This window comes from Microbacterium sp. A8/3-1 (assembly GCF_040267695.1).
Lineage (GTDB): Bacteria > Actinomycetota > Actinomycetes > Actinomycetales > Microbacteriaceae > Microbacterium > Microbacterium luteolum.
In genome coordinates this window covers 3,592,494-3,609,748 of the sequence record NZ_CP158357.1, presented here as the reverse complement: position 1 = coordinate 3,609,748, position 17,255 = coordinate 3,592,494, and the positions used below count along the sequence as shown (strand labels likewise).

Annotated in this window: 14 protein-coding genes; 5 read left to right on the top strand and 9 right to left on the bottom strand. The window is 70.0% G+C overall.

Going from position 1 to position 17,255, the window contains the following annotated elements:
* Positions 1-36 precede the first annotated feature (36 nt).
* From ABS642_RS17660 to ABS642_RS17640, 5 genes are all read right to left on the bottom strand, one after another.
* Entirely contained in the window at positions 37-1,032 is a 996-nt protein-coding gene (locus ABS642_RS17660; RefSeq protein WP_350351144.1) for an aldose 1-epimerase family protein, read from the bottom strand.
* A complete protein-coding gene (gene araA, locus ABS642_RS17655; RefSeq protein ID WP_350351143.1) occupies positions 1,032-2,546 on the bottom strand; it encodes an L-arabinose isomerase in 1,515 nt (504 codons plus the stop codon). The genes ABS642_RS17660 and araA overlap by 1 nt, the downstream gene beginning before the upstream one ends.
* Positions 2,547-2,620: 74 nt before the next feature.
* A complete protein-coding gene (locus ABS642_RS17650) occupies positions 2,621-4,204 on the bottom strand; it encodes an FGGY-family carbohydrate kinase (protein WP_350351142.1) in 1,584 nt (527 codons plus the stop codon).
* Positions 4,201-4,920: an L-ribulose-5-phosphate 4-epimerase gene (locus tag ABS642_RS17645; RefSeq protein ID WP_350351141.1), complete on the bottom strand. Its 720-nt coding sequence runs from the start codon at positions 4,918-4,920 to the stop codon at positions 4,201-4,203. The genes ABS642_RS17650 and ABS642_RS17645 overlap by 4 nt, the downstream gene beginning before the upstream one ends.
* A gap of 271 nt (positions 4,921-5,191) precedes the next feature.
* Positions 5,192-6,199 carry a LacI family DNA-binding transcriptional regulator gene (locus ABS642_RS17640; protein WP_282215838.1) on the bottom strand — a complete coding sequence of 336 codons (1,008 nt, stop codon included), beginning with the start codon at positions 6,197-6,199 and terminating at the stop codon, positions 5,192-5,194.
* Between the two features lie 57 nt (positions 6,200-6,256).
* Here ABS642_RS17640 and ABS642_RS17635 point away from each other — a divergent pair, with 57 nt between their 5' ends.
* The gene (locus tag ABS642_RS17635) at positions 6,257-7,102 is read left to right on the top strand and encodes an NAD(P)-dependent oxidoreductase (protein ID WP_282215837.1); all 846 of its coding nucleotides are present in this window, start codon (positions 6,257-6,259) and stop codon (positions 7,100-7,102) included.
* Between the two features lie 69 nt (positions 7,103-7,171).
* On the opposite strand, the gene ABS642_RS17630 is transcribed toward ABS642_RS17635, so the two are convergent.
* Positions 7,172-8,197, bottom strand: a complete 1,026-nt coding sequence (locus ABS642_RS17630; RefSeq protein ID WP_282215836.1) for a LacI family DNA-binding transcriptional regulator — start codon at positions 8,195-8,197, stop codon at positions 7,172-7,174.
* 174 nt (positions 8,198-8,371) lie between these two features.
* Here ABS642_RS17630 and ABS642_RS17625 point away from each other — a divergent pair, with 174 nt between their 5' ends.
* The 4 genes from ABS642_RS17625 to ABS642_RS17610 all read left to right on the top strand — a co-directional run bounded on the left by ABS642_RS17625 (position 8,372) and on the right by ABS642_RS17610 (position 13,403).
* Complete coding sequence (locus tag ABS642_RS17625) at positions 8,372-9,670, top strand: sugar ABC transporter substrate-binding protein (RefSeq protein ID WP_350351140.1); 1,299 nt, start codon at positions 8,372-8,374, stop codon at positions 9,668-9,670.
* A 67-nt stretch (positions 9,671-9,737) separates the two neighbouring features.
* Positions 9,738-10,643, top strand: coding sequence for a sugar ABC transporter permease (locus ABS642_RS17620; protein ID WP_350351139.1), 906 nt, complete (start codon positions 9,738-9,740; stop codon positions 10,641-10,643).
* A 4-nt stretch (positions 10,644-10,647) separates the two neighbouring features.
* On the top strand, positions 10,648-11,538 hold the full coding sequence (locus ABS642_RS17615; protein ID WP_350351138.1) for a carbohydrate ABC transporter permease: 891 nt from the start codon (positions 10,648-10,650) through the stop codon (positions 11,536-11,538).
* 2 nt (positions 11,539-11,540) lie between these two features.
* The gene (locus ABS642_RS17610; protein WP_350351137.1) at positions 11,541-13,403 is read left to right on the top strand and encodes a beta-L-arabinofuranosidase domain-containing protein; all 1,863 of its coding nucleotides are present in this window, start codon (positions 11,541-11,543) and stop codon (positions 13,401-13,403) included.
* Between the two features lie 88 nt (positions 13,404-13,491).
* On the opposite strand, the gene ABS642_RS17605 is transcribed toward ABS642_RS17610, so the two are convergent.
* Genes ABS642_RS17605 through ABS642_RS17595 form a run of 3 tightly spaced genes read right to left on the bottom strand, consistent with a single transcriptional unit; the run spans position 13,492 to position 17,203 of the window.
* A complete protein-coding gene (locus ABS642_RS17605; protein ID WP_282215831.1) occupies positions 13,492-14,529 on the bottom strand; it encodes a sugar ABC transporter permease in 1,038 nt (345 codons plus the stop codon).
* A complete protein-coding gene (locus ABS642_RS17600) occupies positions 14,526-15,599 on the bottom strand; it encodes an ABC transporter permease (protein ID WP_350351136.1) in 1,074 nt (357 codons plus the stop codon). Before ABS642_RS17600 ends, ABS642_RS17605 begins: the two co-directional genes overlap by 4 nt.
* Entirely contained in the window at positions 15,596-17,203 is a 1,608-nt protein-coding gene (locus ABS642_RS17595; RefSeq protein ID WP_350351135.1) for a sugar ABC transporter ATP-binding protein, read from the bottom strand. Before ABS642_RS17595 ends, ABS642_RS17600 begins: the two co-directional genes overlap by 4 nt.
* Between the last annotated feature and the right edge of the window lie 52 nt (positions 17,204-17,255).

Below are 17,255 nucleotides of genomic sequence, written 5' to 3'. Positions count from 1 at the left end.
ACGGCTGGAAATGCGACCGGAGCCGAAGCGCCTCGGCTACAGAGCCCGGATGCGCCAGGCTGCGGCGTGCGACTGACCGGGGGCGAGCGTCACGAGGTCGGTGCCGGAGTTGAAGGCGTCGGGCGGGCAGGTCATCGGCTCGACCGCGAGGCCGATGCGGTGGATGCCGTCGAGTCCCGGGTTGTCGGCCGTGTGCACCTGCACCCACGGGCAGCGCTCGTCGAAGCTGATCGCCACCCCGGTTCCGCCCTCGCTCGTGAGCCGCACCTCGGCCACGCCGTCGGTGCGGGCGAGACCCGTGAACGCGTGGTCGATGAAGACGTCGCCGATCGGGCGGGCCGTGCGGAAGTCCCACTCGGGATGCTCCGCCACCGGCTCGACGGCGACCGGGCTCAGACGATCGGGAGTGACCGTCAGAACCTCGGATGCCGGGAGGGTGAGGGTCCAGGAGTCGACCGGCGGCGCGGCGTGCCGTTTCGTCTCGCGGAGACCCGCACTGAGCGAGCGCACGCGAGTCGAAGTGTCGCTCAACGACCGGGACTCTGCCACGAGGTACGGATGCGGTCCGGTGCCCCAGGGCGCGGCATCCGCTCCGATGTTGTGCGCGGAGACCGTCTGCCGCAGACCGTCGGCGTCGAGGCGGTACTCGACCTCGACCTCGATGCGGAACGGATAGCCGGACTGCGGCTCGATGACCGCGGCGAGCACGACGCGGTCGTCGACCACGAGGCGGTCGGAGAACTCCGCCCAGGCGAGCAGACCGTGCAGGGCCTGTCCGCGCGCGGGCTCGGTCAGCGGGAGCTGGTGCGTGGCGCCGCCGAAGCGGTAGCGACCGTCGACGATGCGATTCGGCCACGGGGCGAGCGTCGCGCCGCGGTACCCGGGCCGCACCTCGTCGGCATCGAACGGCACGACGAGGTCGCGGCCGTCGAAGGTCAGTGTGCGCAACGAGGCGCCGACGCTCGCGATGATCGCCTCGTACCCGTGTCCGGCGAGGCGCAGCTGGCGTCCGGAACGCGGCCCGACCGTCATCACAGTCCCTGCGCGAGACGGTAGTACGCCTGGTTCCAGCGCACCTGCTTCTGGAACTCCGGCAGCGTGGTGCTGTCGTCGATCACGAGCAGCTCGACCTCTGCCATCTCGGCGAAGTCGCGGAACGCCTCGATGCCGACGGCGGTCGACATGACGGTGTGGTGCGCGGCGCCGGCGGTCAGCCAGGCGGCGGCGCTCGTGTTGAACTCCGGCTGCGGCTTCCACACGGCGCGACCGACCGGGAGCATAGGGAGGGACGCCCGCGGAGGCACGTTCTCGACCACGTTCGCGGTGAGGCGGAAGCGGTCGCGCATGTCGCTCAGCGCGACCACGACGGCGGGGCCGGGGTCGGCGGTGAAGACGAGGCGCACCGGGTCGTCCTTGCCGCCGATGCCGAGCGGGTGGATCTCGAGCGTGGGCTTCGCGGTCGTGAGAGACGGCGAGACCTCGAGCATGTGGGCGCCGAGGATCAGCTCGTCGCCCGGGGTCATGTCGTAGGTGTAGTCCTCCATGAGGCTCGCGCCACCGGGGAGCCCTGCACCCATGACGTTCGCGATGCGCACAAGGATCGCGGTCTTCCAGTCGCCCTCGGCGCCGAACCCGTAGCCCTCGGCCATCAGGCGCTGCACCGCGAGGCCGGGCAGCTGCTTCAGCGCGCCGAGATCCTCGAACGAGGTCGTGAAGGCGCCGAAGCCGCCCTCCTCCAGGAACGACCGCAGTCCGAGCTCGATCGCGGCGCCGTCGCGCAGCGACTGGTGCCGGTCGCCGCCCTTCCGCAACTCGGGGACGACCTCGTACAGCTCCTCGTACTCCGCGACCAGCGCGTCGATGTCGGCGTCGGATGCCGCGGCGACGGCATCCGCCAGCTCGTTCACGCCCCAGGTGTTCACCTGCACGCCGAACCGCAGCTCGGCCTCGGTCTTGTCGCCCTCGGTCACCGCGACGAAGCGCATGTTGTCGCCGAAGCGGGCGAGCTTGAGGTCGCGTGACGCGGCGAGTCCCGCAGCGGCGCGCTGCCAGGTGCCGAGTTCACGGCGCACGCGCGGGTCGGAGGCGTGCCCGACGATGGTCTTGCGCGGCACACCGAGGCGCGTCTGGATGTACCCGAACTCGCGGTCGCCGTGCGCGGCCTGGTTGAGGTTCATGAAGTCGAAGTCGATGTCGGCCCACGGCAGCTCGACGTTGGCCTGCGTGTGCAGGTGCGCGAGGGGCTTGCGCAGAGCATCGAGACCGGCGATCCACATCTTCGCGGGGCTGAACGTGTGCATCCAAGCGACGAGCCCGATCACGCGGTCGTCGGCGTTCGCCTCGAGGGCGGTGCGCTTGATGGCGGCGGCATCCGTCAGCACGGGCTTCCAGACGATCTTCACCGGCACCTCGTCGGCGGAATCGAGCAGACGCGCGATCTCCTGCGACTGGTCGGCGACCTGCGCGAGCGTCTCGGGCCCGTAGAGGTGCTGGCTGCCGGTGAGGAACCAGACCTCGTAGCCGTCGAGGGAGGTGGTGAGGGCCATGGGTTATACCTTTCGGAGGCGGATCGGTCGCTGACGTTTCGTCTCGCTGCGCTCGCTCAACGAGCCGTGTGAGGCTAGGGGAGGGATGCGACGGCGGCGGCCTCGACGGCCAGCCCCGCCCGGTAGCGGTCGAGGTAGACCGCGAAGCCGGCGACGTCCGCCGGATCGGGTGCGGTCGTGGAGAGGGAGGCCGCGGCGAAGACCTGCTCCTCGAGGTACTCCCCCAAGGACAGCGAGTCGGCATGCGCCAGGTAGGAGGCGAGCACCGCGATGCCCCAGGCTCCCCCCTCGGATGCCAGCTCGCCGACGGCCACCGGCGCACCCAGGGCACTGGCGAGGAACCGCTGGGCGACTCCGGCGGTGCGGAACATGCCGCCGTGCGCGAACATCCGATCCAGCTCGACGCCCTCGTCGGTCAGCACCTGCATGCCGAGCGCGAGCGTGCCGAACACGCCGTAGAGCTGCGAGCGCATGAAGTTCGCGAGCGTGAAGGCGCTGTCGGGCGTGCGCACGAACAGCGGTCGGCCGGCATCGAGCCCGGCGATGGGCTCTCCGGCGAGATGGTTGTAGGCGATCAGGCCACCGGCATCCGCTTCGCCCTCGAGCGCCTCGCGGAACAGGGCGTCGAACACGGCGTCGTCGTCGAGCGGCTGCCCCGCGGCGGCCGAGAACCGGGTGAACAGCCCGGCCCAGGCTGCGAGCTCGCTGGCGCCGTTGTTGCAGTGGACCATCGCGACGGCGTCGCCGGCCGGCGTGGTCACGAGGTCGAGCTCGTGATGCACCTCGGCCAGCGGGCGCTCGAGCACGACCATCGCGAAGATGCTCGTGCCCGCCGAGACGTTGCCGGTGCGCGGGGCGACCGAGTTCGTGGCGACCATGCCGGTCCCCGCGTCGCCCTCGGGCGGGCACAGCGGGATGCCGGGCTGCAGGGTCCCGCTCGGGTCGAGCAGCGCCGCGCCCTCCGCCGTGAGAGCACCGGCGTCGGCACCCGCGGGGAGCACGGCCGGCAGGATCTCGGCGAGCGGCCGGGGAAGACGGTCGGCGGCGAGCGCGTCGTAGGCGCCGAGCATCCGCTCGTCGTAGTCACGGGTGGAGGAGTCGATCGGGAACATGCCCGAGGCGTCGCCCACGCCCAGCACGCGCCGACCGGTGAGCCTCTCGTGCACGTGGCCGGCGAGCGTGTTCACGCTCGCGATCCGCGGCACGTGCGCCTCGCCGTCGACGACAGCCTGATGCAGGTGCGCGATCGACCAGCGCAGCGGGATGTTGACGCCGAGAAGCCCGGTGAGCTCGGCGGATGCCACGCCGGTGTTCGTGTTGCGCCAGGTGCGGAACGGCACGAGCAGGTCGCCCGACGCGTCGAACGCGAGGTAGCCGTGCATCATGGCCGAGATGCCGATCGCGCCGAAGGACTCGGGGCGGATGCCGTGCTGCTGCTCCGCGTCGGTGACCAGTGCGGCGTAGGCGGCCTGCAGCCCGGCCCAGACCTCGTCGATCGCGTAGGTCCACAGGCCGTCCTCGAGGCGGTTCTCCCAGGAGAACGAGCCGGTGGCGAGCACCTCGGTGGGGTCGGACCCGATCAGGCAGGCCTTGATGCGCGTGGAGCCCAGTTCGATGCCGAGGCTCGTCCGGCCCGCGCGGATGTCTTCGGCGCTCATCGGCGGGCGTCCGCACTCTGGCCGTAGACGTTCTGGTATCGGTCGAAGAGGCTGTCGATCGCCGCCTGCGGGATCGGGACCAGCGGACCGGCCTCGCGCGCGAGGTGCACGGTGCGGGCGACGTCCTCGACCATGACCGCGGCCTTCACGGCATCCTTCGCGTCGACGCCGATCGTGAACGGGCCGTGGTTCTGCATGAGCACGGCCCGCGAGCGGTGGCCGCTGAGGGTCTCGACGATCCCCCGGCCGATCGAGTCGTCGCCGATGATCGCGAAGGGGCCGATCGGGATCGGCCCGCCGAACTCATCGGCCATGGCGGTGATGACGCACGGGATCTCCTCGCCGCGCGCGGCCCAGGCGACGGCGTAGGTCGAGTGCGTGTGCACGACTCCGCCGACCGCCGGCATGTTCCGGTACACGTAGGCGTGCGCGGCGGTGTCGCTCGACGGCGAGCGGTCGCTGCCGGGAGTGCCGGGGATGACGTTTCCGTCGAGATCGCAGAGGATCATGTTCTCCGCGGTCAGGTCGTCGTAGGAGACGCCGGACGGCTTGATCACGAACAGGTCGGCACCGGGAACCCGTCCGGAGACGTTGCCGCCGGTCCAGACGACCAGCCCATAGCGCACGAGCTCGCCGTGGAGCCGGGCGACGTCGGCGCGGACGGTGGCGATGGCTGCTTCGACGGCGGGGTCGAAGGCGGGGGCGTCGTTGCTCACAAGGACCTCGGATGGTTCGCGGCCGGCCGCTGTGACCGGTCACAGCAGTGTGTCACGGACGGGTTGCGGGCGTCAAGAGGAGCGGGCGCCGCGGCGGGCGGTGCACGATTCAGCAAGAACGCTCGGGGCAGTGGGAGCGACTCGCGGAAACGCGGGGGCCGACGACCCGCCAGACGGTGTTCTTGCGGAATTGTGCACAGCCGATCCGTGGGGCCGACCTCCCGCATGCCCCTGCCCAGGCGGCTCGACGGTCAGCCACGCGGCTCGACGGTCAGCGCGGCGGCGCGACCGACGCGCGCGCGACCAGCACGGGGGCGACCGGCGCGAGGGCGGAGGCCGCACTGTCACCGCCGATCACGACGGCGACGGCCCGTCGGGCGAGCTCCTCGAAGTCCTGGCGGACCGTCGTCAGCGCCGGCCAGTAGTACGCGGCGTCGGGCGTGTCGTCGAACCCGACCACGCTCACATCCCCCGGCACCGCGATGCCCGCCTCGTGCAGCGCGCTCAGCAGTCCGAGTGCCATCTGGTCGTTCGCCGCGAACACCGCGGTGGCGCCGGAACTCCGCACGGCATCGACGGCGGCGTAGCCCGACCCCGCGGACCAGTCCCCCGCGATGACCGGCCCCGGGGTCAGCCCCCGCGCGGAGAGCTCCGCGGCGAAGCCCTCGGCCCGCGACTCGGCCTCGAGCCAGTCCGCCGGTCCGGCGAGGTGCGCGATGCGGGTGTGTCCGGCGTCGGCGAGGGCCGCGACCGCCAGTCGGGCGCCGGCGGCCTGGTCGACCGACAGGCCGGCAGCGCCGAGTCCCGCGGAGTGCAGCGTGACCACCGGCACGTCGATCCGCAGAGCGGCGAGCGCCTCGAGGGTCTGCGAGTGCGGAGCCACCACGACGATCCCCTCCACGCCCTGGGCGATCAGATGATCCACCGCCGCCACGACCGCGTCGGCATCGCCCGCATCCGCGAAGGCCGCGCTGACCCAGTAGCCCGCGGCGCGAGCGGATGCCTCGAGCGCGGCGATGCTGCGCGAGGGACCGTACTGCAGCGCGTCGGAGGCCAGCACTCCGAGCGTGCGCGACCGGCGCGTGCCCAGCGCGCGGGCGGCGTTGTTCATCCGATACCCGAGCTCTGCCATGGCTGCCTGCACACGCAGCTGCGTGTCGGCGGCGACGTCGGGGTGATCGTTGAGCACCCGCGAGACGGTCTGCCTGGACACACCGGCGAGCGCCGCGACATCGCGGACACCGACCGTGCGATTCGATGTGCGGGGGGACTCAGTCACGCCGACGAGTGTACGACGCCCGACCCGCCTTGCTCGCAGCCGTGCCACTCTGGAAACATGCGCATCGCTCTCACGGGATCATCGGGCAAGCTCGGCCGCGTCGTCGCTCGCGAACTGCGCGCGAACGGCTACGACGTCATCGGCATGGACGTCGCCGGCGTCCGCGGGCCGGACTTCGTCCAGGTCGACCTCACCGATTACGGCCAGGTCGTCGACGCCTTCACCGCGGTGGGCGACACGCACGACGGCATCGACGCCGTGGTGCACCTGGGGGCGATCCCGGCTCCCGGCATCCGCAGCGATGTCGCGACGTTCCACAACAACATGCCGGCGACGTTCAACGTGTTCTGGGCGGCCGTGCGCCTCGGCATCCGCCGGATCGTCTACGCGTCGAGCGAGACCGTGCTCGGACTGCCGTTCGACGTGCCCCCGCCCTATGTGCCCGTCGACGAGGACTACCCGGCGCGACCGGAATCCGTCTATTCGCTGGTCAAGACGCTCGAGGAGCATCTGGCGACCGAGCTGGTGCGCTGGCATCCCGATCTGTCGATCACGGCGCTGCGTTTCTCGAACGTCATGGACCCCGAGGACTACGCCGCCTTCCCGTCGTTCGACGCCGACGCGCTGCTGCGCAAGTGGAACCTCTGGGGCTACATCGACGCCCGCGACGGGGCGCAGGCCGTGCAGCGGGCGCTCGAGAACGCGGCTCCCGGCTTCGATCGGTTCATCATCGCCGCCGCCGACACGGTGATGACGCGGCCGAACGCCGAGCTGCTCGCCGAGGTCTTCCCCGACGTCCCGGTGAAGGGCGAGTTCGGCCCGAACGAGACCCTGCTCTCGATCGACAAGGCCCGCCGCGTGCTGGGATTCGATCCGCAGCACTCCTGGCGCGACCACGTGTGACCCGCGGCCCTTCGACAAGCTCAGGGACCCAGGTACTTGGGTTGCTGAGCCTGTCGAAGCACCCCCGTGCTACCGCCGGGCGATCGTCGATCCGCGGATGACCAGCCGCACGGGAAGGTGGTGCGAGCCCTCGCCGATGTCGACGCCGTCGATCGCGTCGAACACGCGCTGGGCGGCCTGGCGCCCGAGCTGCTGCAGGTTCGCGTCGATGCTGGTGAGCTCGGGACGGGCGTTGGTCGCGAGCACCTCCCAGTTGTCGTATCCGATCACGGCGAGGTCGTCGGGCACCGAGCGGCCGAGGTCGCGCGCCGAGTCGAGCACGCCGCGCGCGATCTGATCGGAGCCGCAGAACACCGCGTCGATGTCGGGATGCCGCTGCAGCAGCAGCGCGCCGGCGTCTCTGCCCCAGTGCTCGGTCCACTCCGAGAACATCGGCTCGCCGACGAGCTCCAGTCCGGCCTCGCCGAGGGCGGCGCGTGCGCCGGCGAGACGATCCTGGGCCGCAGCGTATGACGGCTCGCCTGAGACGTGCGCGATGCGCCGCCGGCCGCAGGCGAGCAGGTGCTCGATCGCGAGACGCCCTCCGGCGTAGTTGTCGGGGGTGAGCGAGAGGTCGCGCGGGTCGTCCGACGGCGCGTACGCGTAGACGACCGGCACGGGCAGGTCCTGCCCGAGCGAGGGGCGCGGATCGGTCTGCCGCCCCACCACGATGATGCCGTCGACCCGCCGGCTCAGCAGCTCCTTCAGGTGGTGCTGCTCGCGGATGGCGTCGCCCCGGGCATCGCACAGGAACACGTTGATGCGACCGGCCCCGAAGGCATCCTCGGCTCCCATCAGGATCGGGATCATGAAGCGGCCCTCGAGGTCGCTCGTGAGCAGACCCACCGTGCCCGTGCGTCCGGCCAGCAGCCCCCGCGCCATCGCGTTCGGCGTGAAGGAGAGCTCGTCGGCGATCGCGAGCACACGGGCCCGCGTCGCCGCGGCGACGTCCCCTCGATCGTTGAGCGCCTTGGATGCCGTCGCGATCGAGACGCCCGCGAGACGGGCCACATCACTGAGCGTCGCCGCCTTGCCCGCTGGCTCGCCGTTTGCCATCTCGCCCCCTGAACGTTGCTGAAAGGTTATCGGAGCAGTCCTTGACCGCTGCGCAACATTCACGATATACCTTTTCGAAAGGGGTTTCGGAGTTTTCGGAACCGTTCATCCTCGCTAGACAGCGCCGTCGCCCGACGACAGCATCCGCTCACCGAAGAGTCCTGGAGGCATTCCATGCACACCACCCGACGCCGTGCGCTCCGACGCACCGTCACCGCCCTCGCCGTCACCGGCCTGCTGCTCGGCCCGCTCGCGGCCTGCGCCGCCGGCGGGACGGACACCGGCTCCGACGAGCCCATCACCGCGGAGGGCGTCGACGACGGTTCGACCCTGACGCTCTGGACCCGCGCACCCATCGAGCGCCAAGCGAAGCTGCTCGTCGACGCGTACAACGACTCGCACGAGAACCAGGTCGAGCTCACCGTCGTGCCGAACGACGACTACGTCGCCAAGGTCGGCGCCGCCGCAGGCTCCGGCGGACTCCCCGACCTCTTCGCCGCCGACATCGTCTACGTGCCCAACTGGGCGCAGCAGGGTCTCTTCGCCGACATCTCCGAGCAGATCGACGGCCTCGACTTCAAGGACGACATCAACCAGGGCCACCTCTCGGCCGGCACCGTCGACGACAAGGAGTACGTGCTGCCCTTCGCCCTCGACCTCTCGATGCTCTTCTGGAACAAGGAGCTGTTCGCCGAGGCCGGGCTCGACCCCGAGAAGGCGCCGGCCACGCTCGAGGAGTTCTCCGAAGCCGCGCAGGCCGTGCAGGCCCTGAACAAGCCCGACACCTACGGCACCGCCACTGGCCTGAACTGCGGCGGATGCCTCGTCTTCACGTGGTTCCCCTCGGTCTGGGCATCCGGCGAAGAGGTCATGACCGATGACGGCTCCGAGGCGCTGCTCGACGGCGACGCCGCGCAGGCCGTATACGACACCTGGGCGGAGCTCGAGAAGGCCGGTGCCGTGCTGCCCAGCTCCACGGATGAGGCCGGTCCCACCTGGACCGCGGCGTTCAGCGAGGGCAAGGTCGGCGTCATGCCGTTCCCGGCGACGCTGCTGCCGTCCCTCGAGTTCGACGCGGGCGTGGCCGGCATCCCCGGCGTCGACGGCGGCGTCTCCACGTTCGTCGGCGGCGACGGCATCGGCATCTCGAAGGACTCGAAGCAGTCGGCGCAGGCCTGGAACTTCCTCAACTGGATGATGTCCGAAGAGGCGCAGGTCGAGGTGCTCGCGAAGGACGGCAACGCGGTCTCGCGCGGCGATCTCGCCGACAACGAGTACGCCGCCGCCGACCCGCGCCTGGTCACGATCAACGAGGTCGCAGCGCAGGGCAGCACGCCCGTCGCCCTGAACTTCCAGCAGGCGTTCAACGCACCGGGCAGCCCGTGGCTCACGCTGGTGCGCAACCGGGTGCTGAACGGCGAGGACGCCGTCGAGGCCGACAACGAGGAGATCACCGCGATCCTCTCGCAGTGACCTCCGGTGGGGCGGCGCACGTCGCGCCGCCCCACCGCCCGCTCGCCCCCGATCGAAAGAGACTGAGATGACCTCGACCGCACCCCCGCTGCGCCGCCGCCGCGCGCGCACCGGATTCGGCGGCCCCGTGCAGGGCTGGCTCTACGCCGCCCCGACCGCGATCTTCGTGGCCCTGCTGTTCGTGGTGCCGCTGGTGCTCGTGCTGCAGATGTCGGGCTCCGACTGGCCGCTGCTCAGTGGCAACCGCGGCCCGAACTTCCCCGAGAACTACGTGGATGCCGTCAGCCACCGGCTCTTCTGGGACAGCATCCGCTTCACCCTGCTGTACACCGTCGTCACGACCGTGATCCTCATCGGACTGGGCCTCGGCCTCGCCCTCCTCGTGCAGGAGTCGACGCGCTGGAAGGGCCTCCTGCGCACGGCCTTCCTGATCCCGAGCGCGCTGGGGCTGGCATCCGCCTCGCTGCTCTTCTACGTGCTGTACTCCCCCATCGCCGGCCCCTTCGCTGGCCTGATGAAGTCGTGGGGCATCACGTTCCTCGGCACCCCCGAGGGCGCACTCTGGTCGACGATCTTCCTCATCGTGTGGCGCTTCGCCGGCTTCTACATGCTGCTCATGCTCGTGGGCCTGCAGGGCATCCCGGATGACATCTACGAAGCAGCGCGCATCGACGGCTCGAGCCGCTGGCAGACGTTCCGCTACATCACGGTGCCCCTCCTCAAGCCGACCTTCGCCCTCACGACCGTGATGTGCGTGACCGGGTCGCTGCTGGCGTTCGAGCAGTTCTACATCCTCACCAAGGGCGGCCCCGACAACAGCACCATGACCGTCGTGCAGCTCATCTACAACGTGGCCTTCCAAGGTCAGAACAGCCTCGGCATCGCCGGTGCCCTCTCGGTGATCGTGCTGCTCGCGCTCATCGTCATCAACGTCTTCCAGTTGCGCGCCTTCCGGCGTCCGGATGAGAGCTGAAGCCATGTCCCAGACACTGACGCGCACGATCGTCGCCCCGGACCACCAGCCCGCGACCCCGCGGTACCGCTCGAAGGCGGCGCGCATCGTCTTCGGCATCCCTTACTGGGTGTTCACGACCGCCCTCGCGGTGATCTTCCTCTACCCGCTCATCTGGACCGGGGTCTCGTCGCTCAGCCCGGTGGCGGGCACGAGCCAGACCGACGGCTGGGGCTTCGGCAACTACATCGCCCTCGCCGACTACCAGGCGGGCATCTGGGTGTACCTGGGCAACTCGCTGTTCGTCTCGGTGCTCACGGTCGCTCTCACCCTGTTCATCTCGCTGCTCGGCGGCTACGCGTTCGCCCGGTTCTCGTTCCCCGGCAAGAACGCGCTGTTCCTGCTCACCCTCGCGATCCTCATGGTGCCGTACGCGACGCTGCTGATCCCGCTCTACGTGATCCTCAACGCGGTCGGCCTGCAGAACTCGCTGGTGGGCGTGGCGCTCGTGATCACGATGTTCCAACTGCCGTTCTCGATGTTCATGATGCGCATCTCGTTCGAGTCGATCCCGAAGGAGATGGACGAGGCTGCGATGGTCGACGGATGCTCCAGCTGGGGCGCCCTGTGGCGGGTGCTGCTGCCGGCGGTCAAGCCGGGCCTCGTGACGGTCGGGCTGTTCGCGTTCCTCACGGCGTGGAACGACTTCATGGCCCCGCTGATCCTCATCAACGACTCCAACCGCATGACGCTGCCGCTCGCGGTCGCGAACCTCCGCGGGCAGGTGCAGGGCGTGGTCGACTACGGCGCGACCGAGGCCGGGGTGGTCGTGCTGGCACTCCCCTGCATCGTGCTCTTCCTGATCCTCCAACGACACTACGTGCGCGGCTTCATGTCCGGCGCCTTCAAGGGATGACGATGTACGACTTCACTGCACCGGCGGCGCCGGTGGTCCCCACGCGCGGTCGCCTGCGCCCGCTCGGCGTCTCCGAGGTGCGCATCGCCGGCGGGTTCTGGGGCGATCGCCAGGCCGTCAACGGCACGGCGACGCTCGACCACATCGAATCGCGCCTCGAGTCGGAGGGCTGGCTACCGAACTTCGATCTCGCTGCCGCCGGCACGCTGCCCGCCGGGCGCCGAGGTCGGGAGTTCGCCGACTCCGAGGTCTACAAGTACCTCGAGGCGCTCGCCTGGGAGATCGGGAGGACGGATGCCGCGGCAGACGCCGCGCTCGAGCAGCGGTTCCGGTCGGTCGTGGCGCGCGTCGCTGCCGCGCAGGAGGCCGACGGCTACGTGAACACGATGTTCGGCCGCTCTGGCCAGGGCGACCGTTGGTCGGATCTGGAATGGGGGCACGAGCTGTACTGCCTCGGGCACCTGTTCCAGGCGGCGGTCGCCAGACACCGCACACGACCTGAGGCCGACGACGGGCTCGTCGCGATCGCCCGACGCGCCGCGGATCTCGTCTGCCGCGTGTTCGGCCCCGACGGGCGCGATGCGATCTGCGGGCACGCCGAGGTCGAAGTCGGCCTCGCGGAACTCGGCCGCGCACTCGGCGAGCAGCGCTACATCGATCAGGCCGCGCTGTTCGTCGAGCGGCACGGGCGCGGGTCGCTCGCCGAGATCGAGTGGGGCCAGGAGTACTTCCAGGACGACGTTCCGGTGCGCGACGCCGTGGCGCTGCGCGGACATTCGGTGCGCGCGAACTACCTCGCCTCCGGGGCGACGGACGTCGCGATCGAGCTCTCCGACGACGGCCTGCTCGACGCGCTGCGCGGTCAGTGGGACCGCACGGTCGAGCGTCGCACGTACGTGACCGGCGGACAGGGCTCGCATCACCAGGACGAGGCGTTCGGCGCCGACTGGGAGCTGCCGAGCGACCGCGCCTACTCCGAGACCTGCGCCGGCGTGGGCTCGATCATGTTCTCGTGGCGCCTGCTGCTCGCGACCGGCGACACCCGGCACGCAGACCTCATCGAGCGGACGCTGTTCAACGTGGTGGCGACGTCACCCGCGCCCGACGGTCGCGCGTTCTACTACGCCAACACCCTGCACCAGCGCGTGCCGGGGGTCGAGGCCGATCCCGAGGGCACGTCGAAGCGCGCCTCGTCGTCGCTGCGCGCCCCCTGGTTCGAGGTCTCGTGCTGCCCGCCGAACGTGGCACGCACCTTCGCGAGCCTCGCCGCCTACGTCGCGACCGCCGACGACGACGGCGTGCAGGTTCACCAGTACGCGCCGGTATCCGTTCGCACGATGCTCCCCGACGGCCGCGCGGTGTCCTTCGACATCGTGACCGGATACCCGGTCGATGGCGGCATCCGTGTGACGATCGCCGAGGATGCGGAGTTCGCGCTGACCCTTCGTGTGCCGTCGTGGGCCGAGGGGGCGACGGTGCGCGTCGATGCCGGTGGCGAGAGTGCGCAGCGTCCGGCCGCACCGGGCACGATCGAGATCCGTCGGGCCTTCCGCGCCGGCGACGTCGTCGAACTGACCCTGCCTCTGGTCGCCCGGGTGAGCAGCGCCGACCCTCGCGTGGACGCCGTGCGCGGAACGGTCGTCGTCGAACGCGGCCCCGAGGTGTTCGCGCTGGAGTCGATCGACTTCGGTGCCGACATCGTCGACGCGGTGGTCGCCGGAGAGCCGGTCGAGCACGACGGCAGCGTGCGGCTCCCGGTGCGCAACCGCACGTCCGGCCAGGTCACGGACGCCGTGCTGGTGCCGTACCACGACTGGGCCCACCGCGGTCCGTCGACGATGCGCGTCTGGATCCCGACGGCCTGACCCGCGTCGGGGTGCTTCGACAGGCTCAGCAACCCAGGTTCACGGACCCTCGACTGCTGGGTCCCTGAGCCTGTCGAAGGGCCACCGGCTATTCCCGCTTCCGGGTCACCGCCCGCTGCAGCAGCACGAACACGAGCAGGATGCCGCCGGTGATGATCGTCGTCATCTCGGGCGGGATGCCGCCGTCGCGCGTGATCAGGACGTTCATCAGCCCCAGCACGAGGGCGCCGATCACCGAGCCGAGCACGTAGCCGTAGGCGCCGGTGAGCACCGTCCCGCCGATGACCGCCGCGGCGATCGCGTCGAGCTCCCACCCGATGCCGGTGATGTTCTGCGCCGTGCCGAGCCGAGCCGTGTAGAGCACGGCCGCAAGGCCGGCGAGCGAGCCGCTGATCACGTACACGAGCACCTTCGTGCGGTGCACCGGAAGCCCCATCAGCAGCGCCGAGCTCTCGGAGCCGCCGATCGCATAGACCGTGCGGCCGGTGCGTGTGCGGTGCAGGACGAAGAAGGCCACCGCGACCACGATCACGGCGATCACCACGGCCGGCGTGATCACGAGGTCGTTGACCTTCGGCCCGTCGACGATCTTGAGCTGCACCCCGATCCAGCGGATGGGCGAGTCCTCACCCAGGCGCTCCGGCTTGGTGCTGAGCAGAGACGCGAGACCGCGTCCGAGGAACATCATCGCCAGCGTCGCGATGAACGGCTGCACGCCGAAGTAGCGGATCAGCACTCCGGAGATCACGCCGAACAGCGATCCGATGCCGATCATCGCGACGATCACCGCGATCGCGTTCCATCCGGCGTTGGACAGCATCACCCCGGCCACCGACGACAGCGCGATGATCGAGCCGACCGACAGGTCGATGCCGCCGGTGAGGATCACGAAGGTCAGTGCCACGGCGAGCACGATCAGGTGCGCGTTGTTGATCAACAGGTTCGAGAGCGTGTTGGCCTGCACGATGCGGCCGTACGCGACCTCGCCGAACACGATCATGCCCACGAAGATGACCACCGACGCGATGGTCGGCAGCACGGAGGGATTCGCTCCGATCATGCGGCGCACGCGATCGAGCACGGTCTCCTGGATCTGCGGCGCTCGCGCCTCTGTCACGACGCTCATGCCGTCACCTCCTCTTTCGCGGTGAGCTGTTCGACAGGCGGCGCCTGGCGTCGACGGCGGAACCAGCTCCGCACGCGCTCGGACTGCAGCAGGCACAGCGCGACGATCACGATGGCCTTGAACGCGGGTGTCGCCGACGACGAGATGCCGAGATAGAGCACGGTCTTGTCGAGCGTCGCGATCAGCAGCGCTCCGACGAACGCCCCGCTGAGGGAGAACTTGCCGCCCGCCAGCGATGCCCCGCCGATGACGACCGCGAGGATCGCGTCGAGCTCCAGCTGGTATCCGGTACGCGAGATGTCGACCGTCATGACGGTGCCGACCGACATGATGCCGGCGATCCCGGCCAGGATGCCGCTGAGGATGTACGTGGTCAGCAGCAGTCCCTTGGGCTTGATGCCCGCCATCCGGCTCGCCCGCGGGTTGATGCCGATCGCCTCGATCATGAGGCCGAGAGCGCTCTTGCGCACGACCCAGCCGACGATGAGCACGAGCAGCACCGCGAGGATGAACACCACCGGGATGCCGATCACGAAGCCGTTCGCGATCCACCGGAACGGGTCGTTCGACGCCGTCGTGTTCTGTCCCCCGGTGATCACTTTGGCGATGCCGCGTCCTGCCAGCATCAGCACGAGGGTCGCGATGAAGGGCTGCAGGCCGACATAGGCGACGAGGATGCCGTTGACCGCCCCGAGGATGCCGGTGATGACGAGCGCGAGCCCGATCGCACCGAGCGCCGCACCGACGCTCCCCGAGTCTCCGGCGGCGCTGAGGAACTCCATCGCCACCGCGCCCGAGACCGCCATCAGCGATCCGACCGAGAGGTCGATGCCACCGGTCGCGATCACGAGGGACATGCCGATCGCGATCATCATCACCGGCGCCGCCTGGCGCAGGATGTCGATGAGGTTGCCGACGAGGTTGCCGTTGTTCGGGTTGATCGTGAGGGCCAGGTACGTCGGGTCCTTGAGCACGTTCAGCGCAAGGAGTGCGACGATCGCCACGATCCCCCAGAAGAAGGGCTTGTGGATCAGATCGCGCCAGAAGCTGGTGCGGGCTGCGGCGGTCATCGCGCTGCCTCCTTGTCGGTCGTGAGGGCGATGCTATCCGGCAGGGCGCCGTCGGCGTCGTCGAGGGTCTCGGCCGCGGCTTCCACGCCGTGCGCGGCGATCACGTCGACGATCGCCTGCGCCGTGACATCCGGTCCGTTCTGGAGCTCGCCGATCTTGCGGTGGTCCTTGAGGACGACGATGCGCTCGGAGAGCCGCACCACCTCCTCGAGCTCGGACGAGATGAAGACCACGGCGACACCCTCCTCGGCGAGTTCGGCGACGGCCTCCTGGATCTCGGCCTTGGCGCCGACGTCGATGCCGCGCGTGGGCTCGTCGAGGATGAGAAGTTCGGGCTTCGTCGCCAGCCAGCGCCCGAGGAGCACCTTCTGCTGGTTCCCGCCGGAGAGGTTCTTGATCATCCGCTCCGGATCGGCCGGTCGGACGTTGAGCTGGGCGATGTATTTCTCCACGATCGCGTCCTGCTCCTTGCGCGACATGGGTTTGGCCCATCCGCGCTCGGCCTGGACGGCGAGGATGATGTTCTCGCGGACGGTGAGGTCGCCGATGATCCCCTCGTCACGCCGGTTCTCGGTCGAGAACGCGATGCGCCGCGGGAGGGCATCTGCCGGCGAGCGCAGGTCGACACGGCGGCCGTGGAGCTCGATCGCGCCCTCGTCGGCGCGGTCGGCGCCGTAGAGCAGACGGGCGAGCTCGGTGCGGCCGGAGCCGAGGAGCCCGGCGAACCCGACGATCTCGCCGGGGCGGATGTCGAGGTCGGTCGCCTCGACGGCGCCCCGCCGGGCGATGCCGGATGCCGACAGCAGCGGCTCCTCGTCGGCCGCACGGGGCGCGCGCCGACGGTTGCCGCCGAGCGACTTCAGGGCGTCGAGGTCCTTGCCGATCATCTTCGAGATCAGGGCGTGGCGGTCGAGGTCGCGGGTGAGGTATTCGCCGACGTACTGTCCGTTGCGGAGGACCGTGAGCCGGTCGCTGATCGCGTAGACCTGATCGAGGAAGTGCGAGACGAAGAGGATCGCGATGCCCTCGTCGCGGAGGGAGCGGATCACCGTGAACAGTCCGTCGACTTCGGCGGCGTCGAGGCTCGACGTCGGCTCGTCGAGGATGAGCACCTTGGCCTTGATGGCCATCGCCCGGCTGATCGCGACGAGCTGCTGCAGAGCGATCGAGAGGGTGGAGAGCGGCTTGCGGGTGTCGAGGTGGCCGAGCCCGAGGCGGGTGAGGGCCTGGGTCGCCGCGCGGTGCGTCGCCCCCCAGTTGATGCCGAATGCGCCGCGGACCTCGTGCCCGAGCATGACGTTCTCCCCGATGGAGAGGTTCGGCGCGAGGTTGACCTCCTGGTACACCGTCGAGATACCGGCATCCTGCGCATCGCCGGCACCCGCGAAGCTGCGCTCCTGGCCGGTGACGACGATCGATCCGGAGTCGATCCGGTAGACGCCGGTCAGAGCCTTGATGAGGGTCGATTTCCCGGCGCCGTTCTCGCCCATGAGCGCGTGCACCTCACCGGGGAACAGGCGGAAGCCGACTCCGTCGAGGGCCTTCACCCCGGGGAACTCGATCGTGATCCCACGCATCTCGACGAGGGGGAGTTCTTCGTTCATCGCTGTCTTTCCCGTCTGGGCGACCCGGGTGACGCGGTGTTCCGCGCCACCC

What these genes read in the sequence shown, in the direction of transcription:
- ABS642_RS17660 (WP_350351144.1), bottom strand. Translation starts at nt 1,032, where the DNA reads ATGACGGTCGGGCCGCGTTCCGGACGCCAGCTGCGCCTCGCCGGACAC.
- araA (WP_350351143.1), bottom strand. Translation starts at nt 2,546, where the DNA reads ATGGCCCTCACCACCTCCCTCGACGGCTACGAGGTCTGGTTCCTCACC.
- ABS642_RS17650 (WP_350351142.1), bottom strand. Translation starts at nt 4,204, where the DNA reads ATGAGCGCCGAAGACATCCGCGCGGGCCGGACGAGCCTCGGCATCGAA.
- ABS642_RS17635 (WP_282215837.1), top strand. Translation starts at nt 6,257, where the DNA reads ATGCGCATCGCTCTCACGGGATCATCGGGCAAGCTCGGCCGCGTCGTC.
- ABS642_RS17630 (WP_282215836.1), bottom strand. Translation starts at nt 8,197, where the DNA reads ATGGCAAACGGCGAGCCAGCGGGCAAGGCGGCGACGCTCAGTGATGTG.
- ABS642_RS17625 (WP_350351140.1), top strand. Translation starts at nt 8,372, where the DNA reads ATGCACACCACCCGACGCCGTGCGCTCCGACGCACCGTCACCGCCCTC.
- ABS642_RS17620 (WP_350351139.1), top strand. Translation starts at nt 9,738, where the DNA reads ATGACCTCGACCGCACCCCCGCTGCGCCGCCGCCGCGCGCGCACCGGA.
- ABS642_RS17615 (WP_350351138.1), top strand. Translation starts at nt 10,648, where the DNA reads ATGTCCCAGACACTGACGCGCACGATCGTCGCCCCGGACCACCAGCCC.
- ABS642_RS17610 (WP_350351137.1), top strand. Translation starts at nt 11,541, where the DNA reads ATGTACGACTTCACTGCACCGGCGGCGCCGGTGGTCCCCACGCGCGGT.
- ABS642_RS17605 (WP_282215831.1), bottom strand. Translation starts at nt 14,529, where the DNA reads ATGAGCGTCGTGACAGAGGCGCGAGCGCCGCAGATCCAGGAGACCGTG.
- ABS642_RS17600 (WP_350351136.1), bottom strand. Translation starts at nt 15,599, where the DNA reads ATGACCGCCGCAGCCCGCACCAGCTTCTGGCGCGATCTGATCCACAAG.
- ABS642_RS17595 (WP_350351135.1), bottom strand. Translation starts at nt 17,203, where the DNA reads ATGAACGAAGAACTCCCCCTCGTCGAGATGCGTGGGATCACGATCGAG.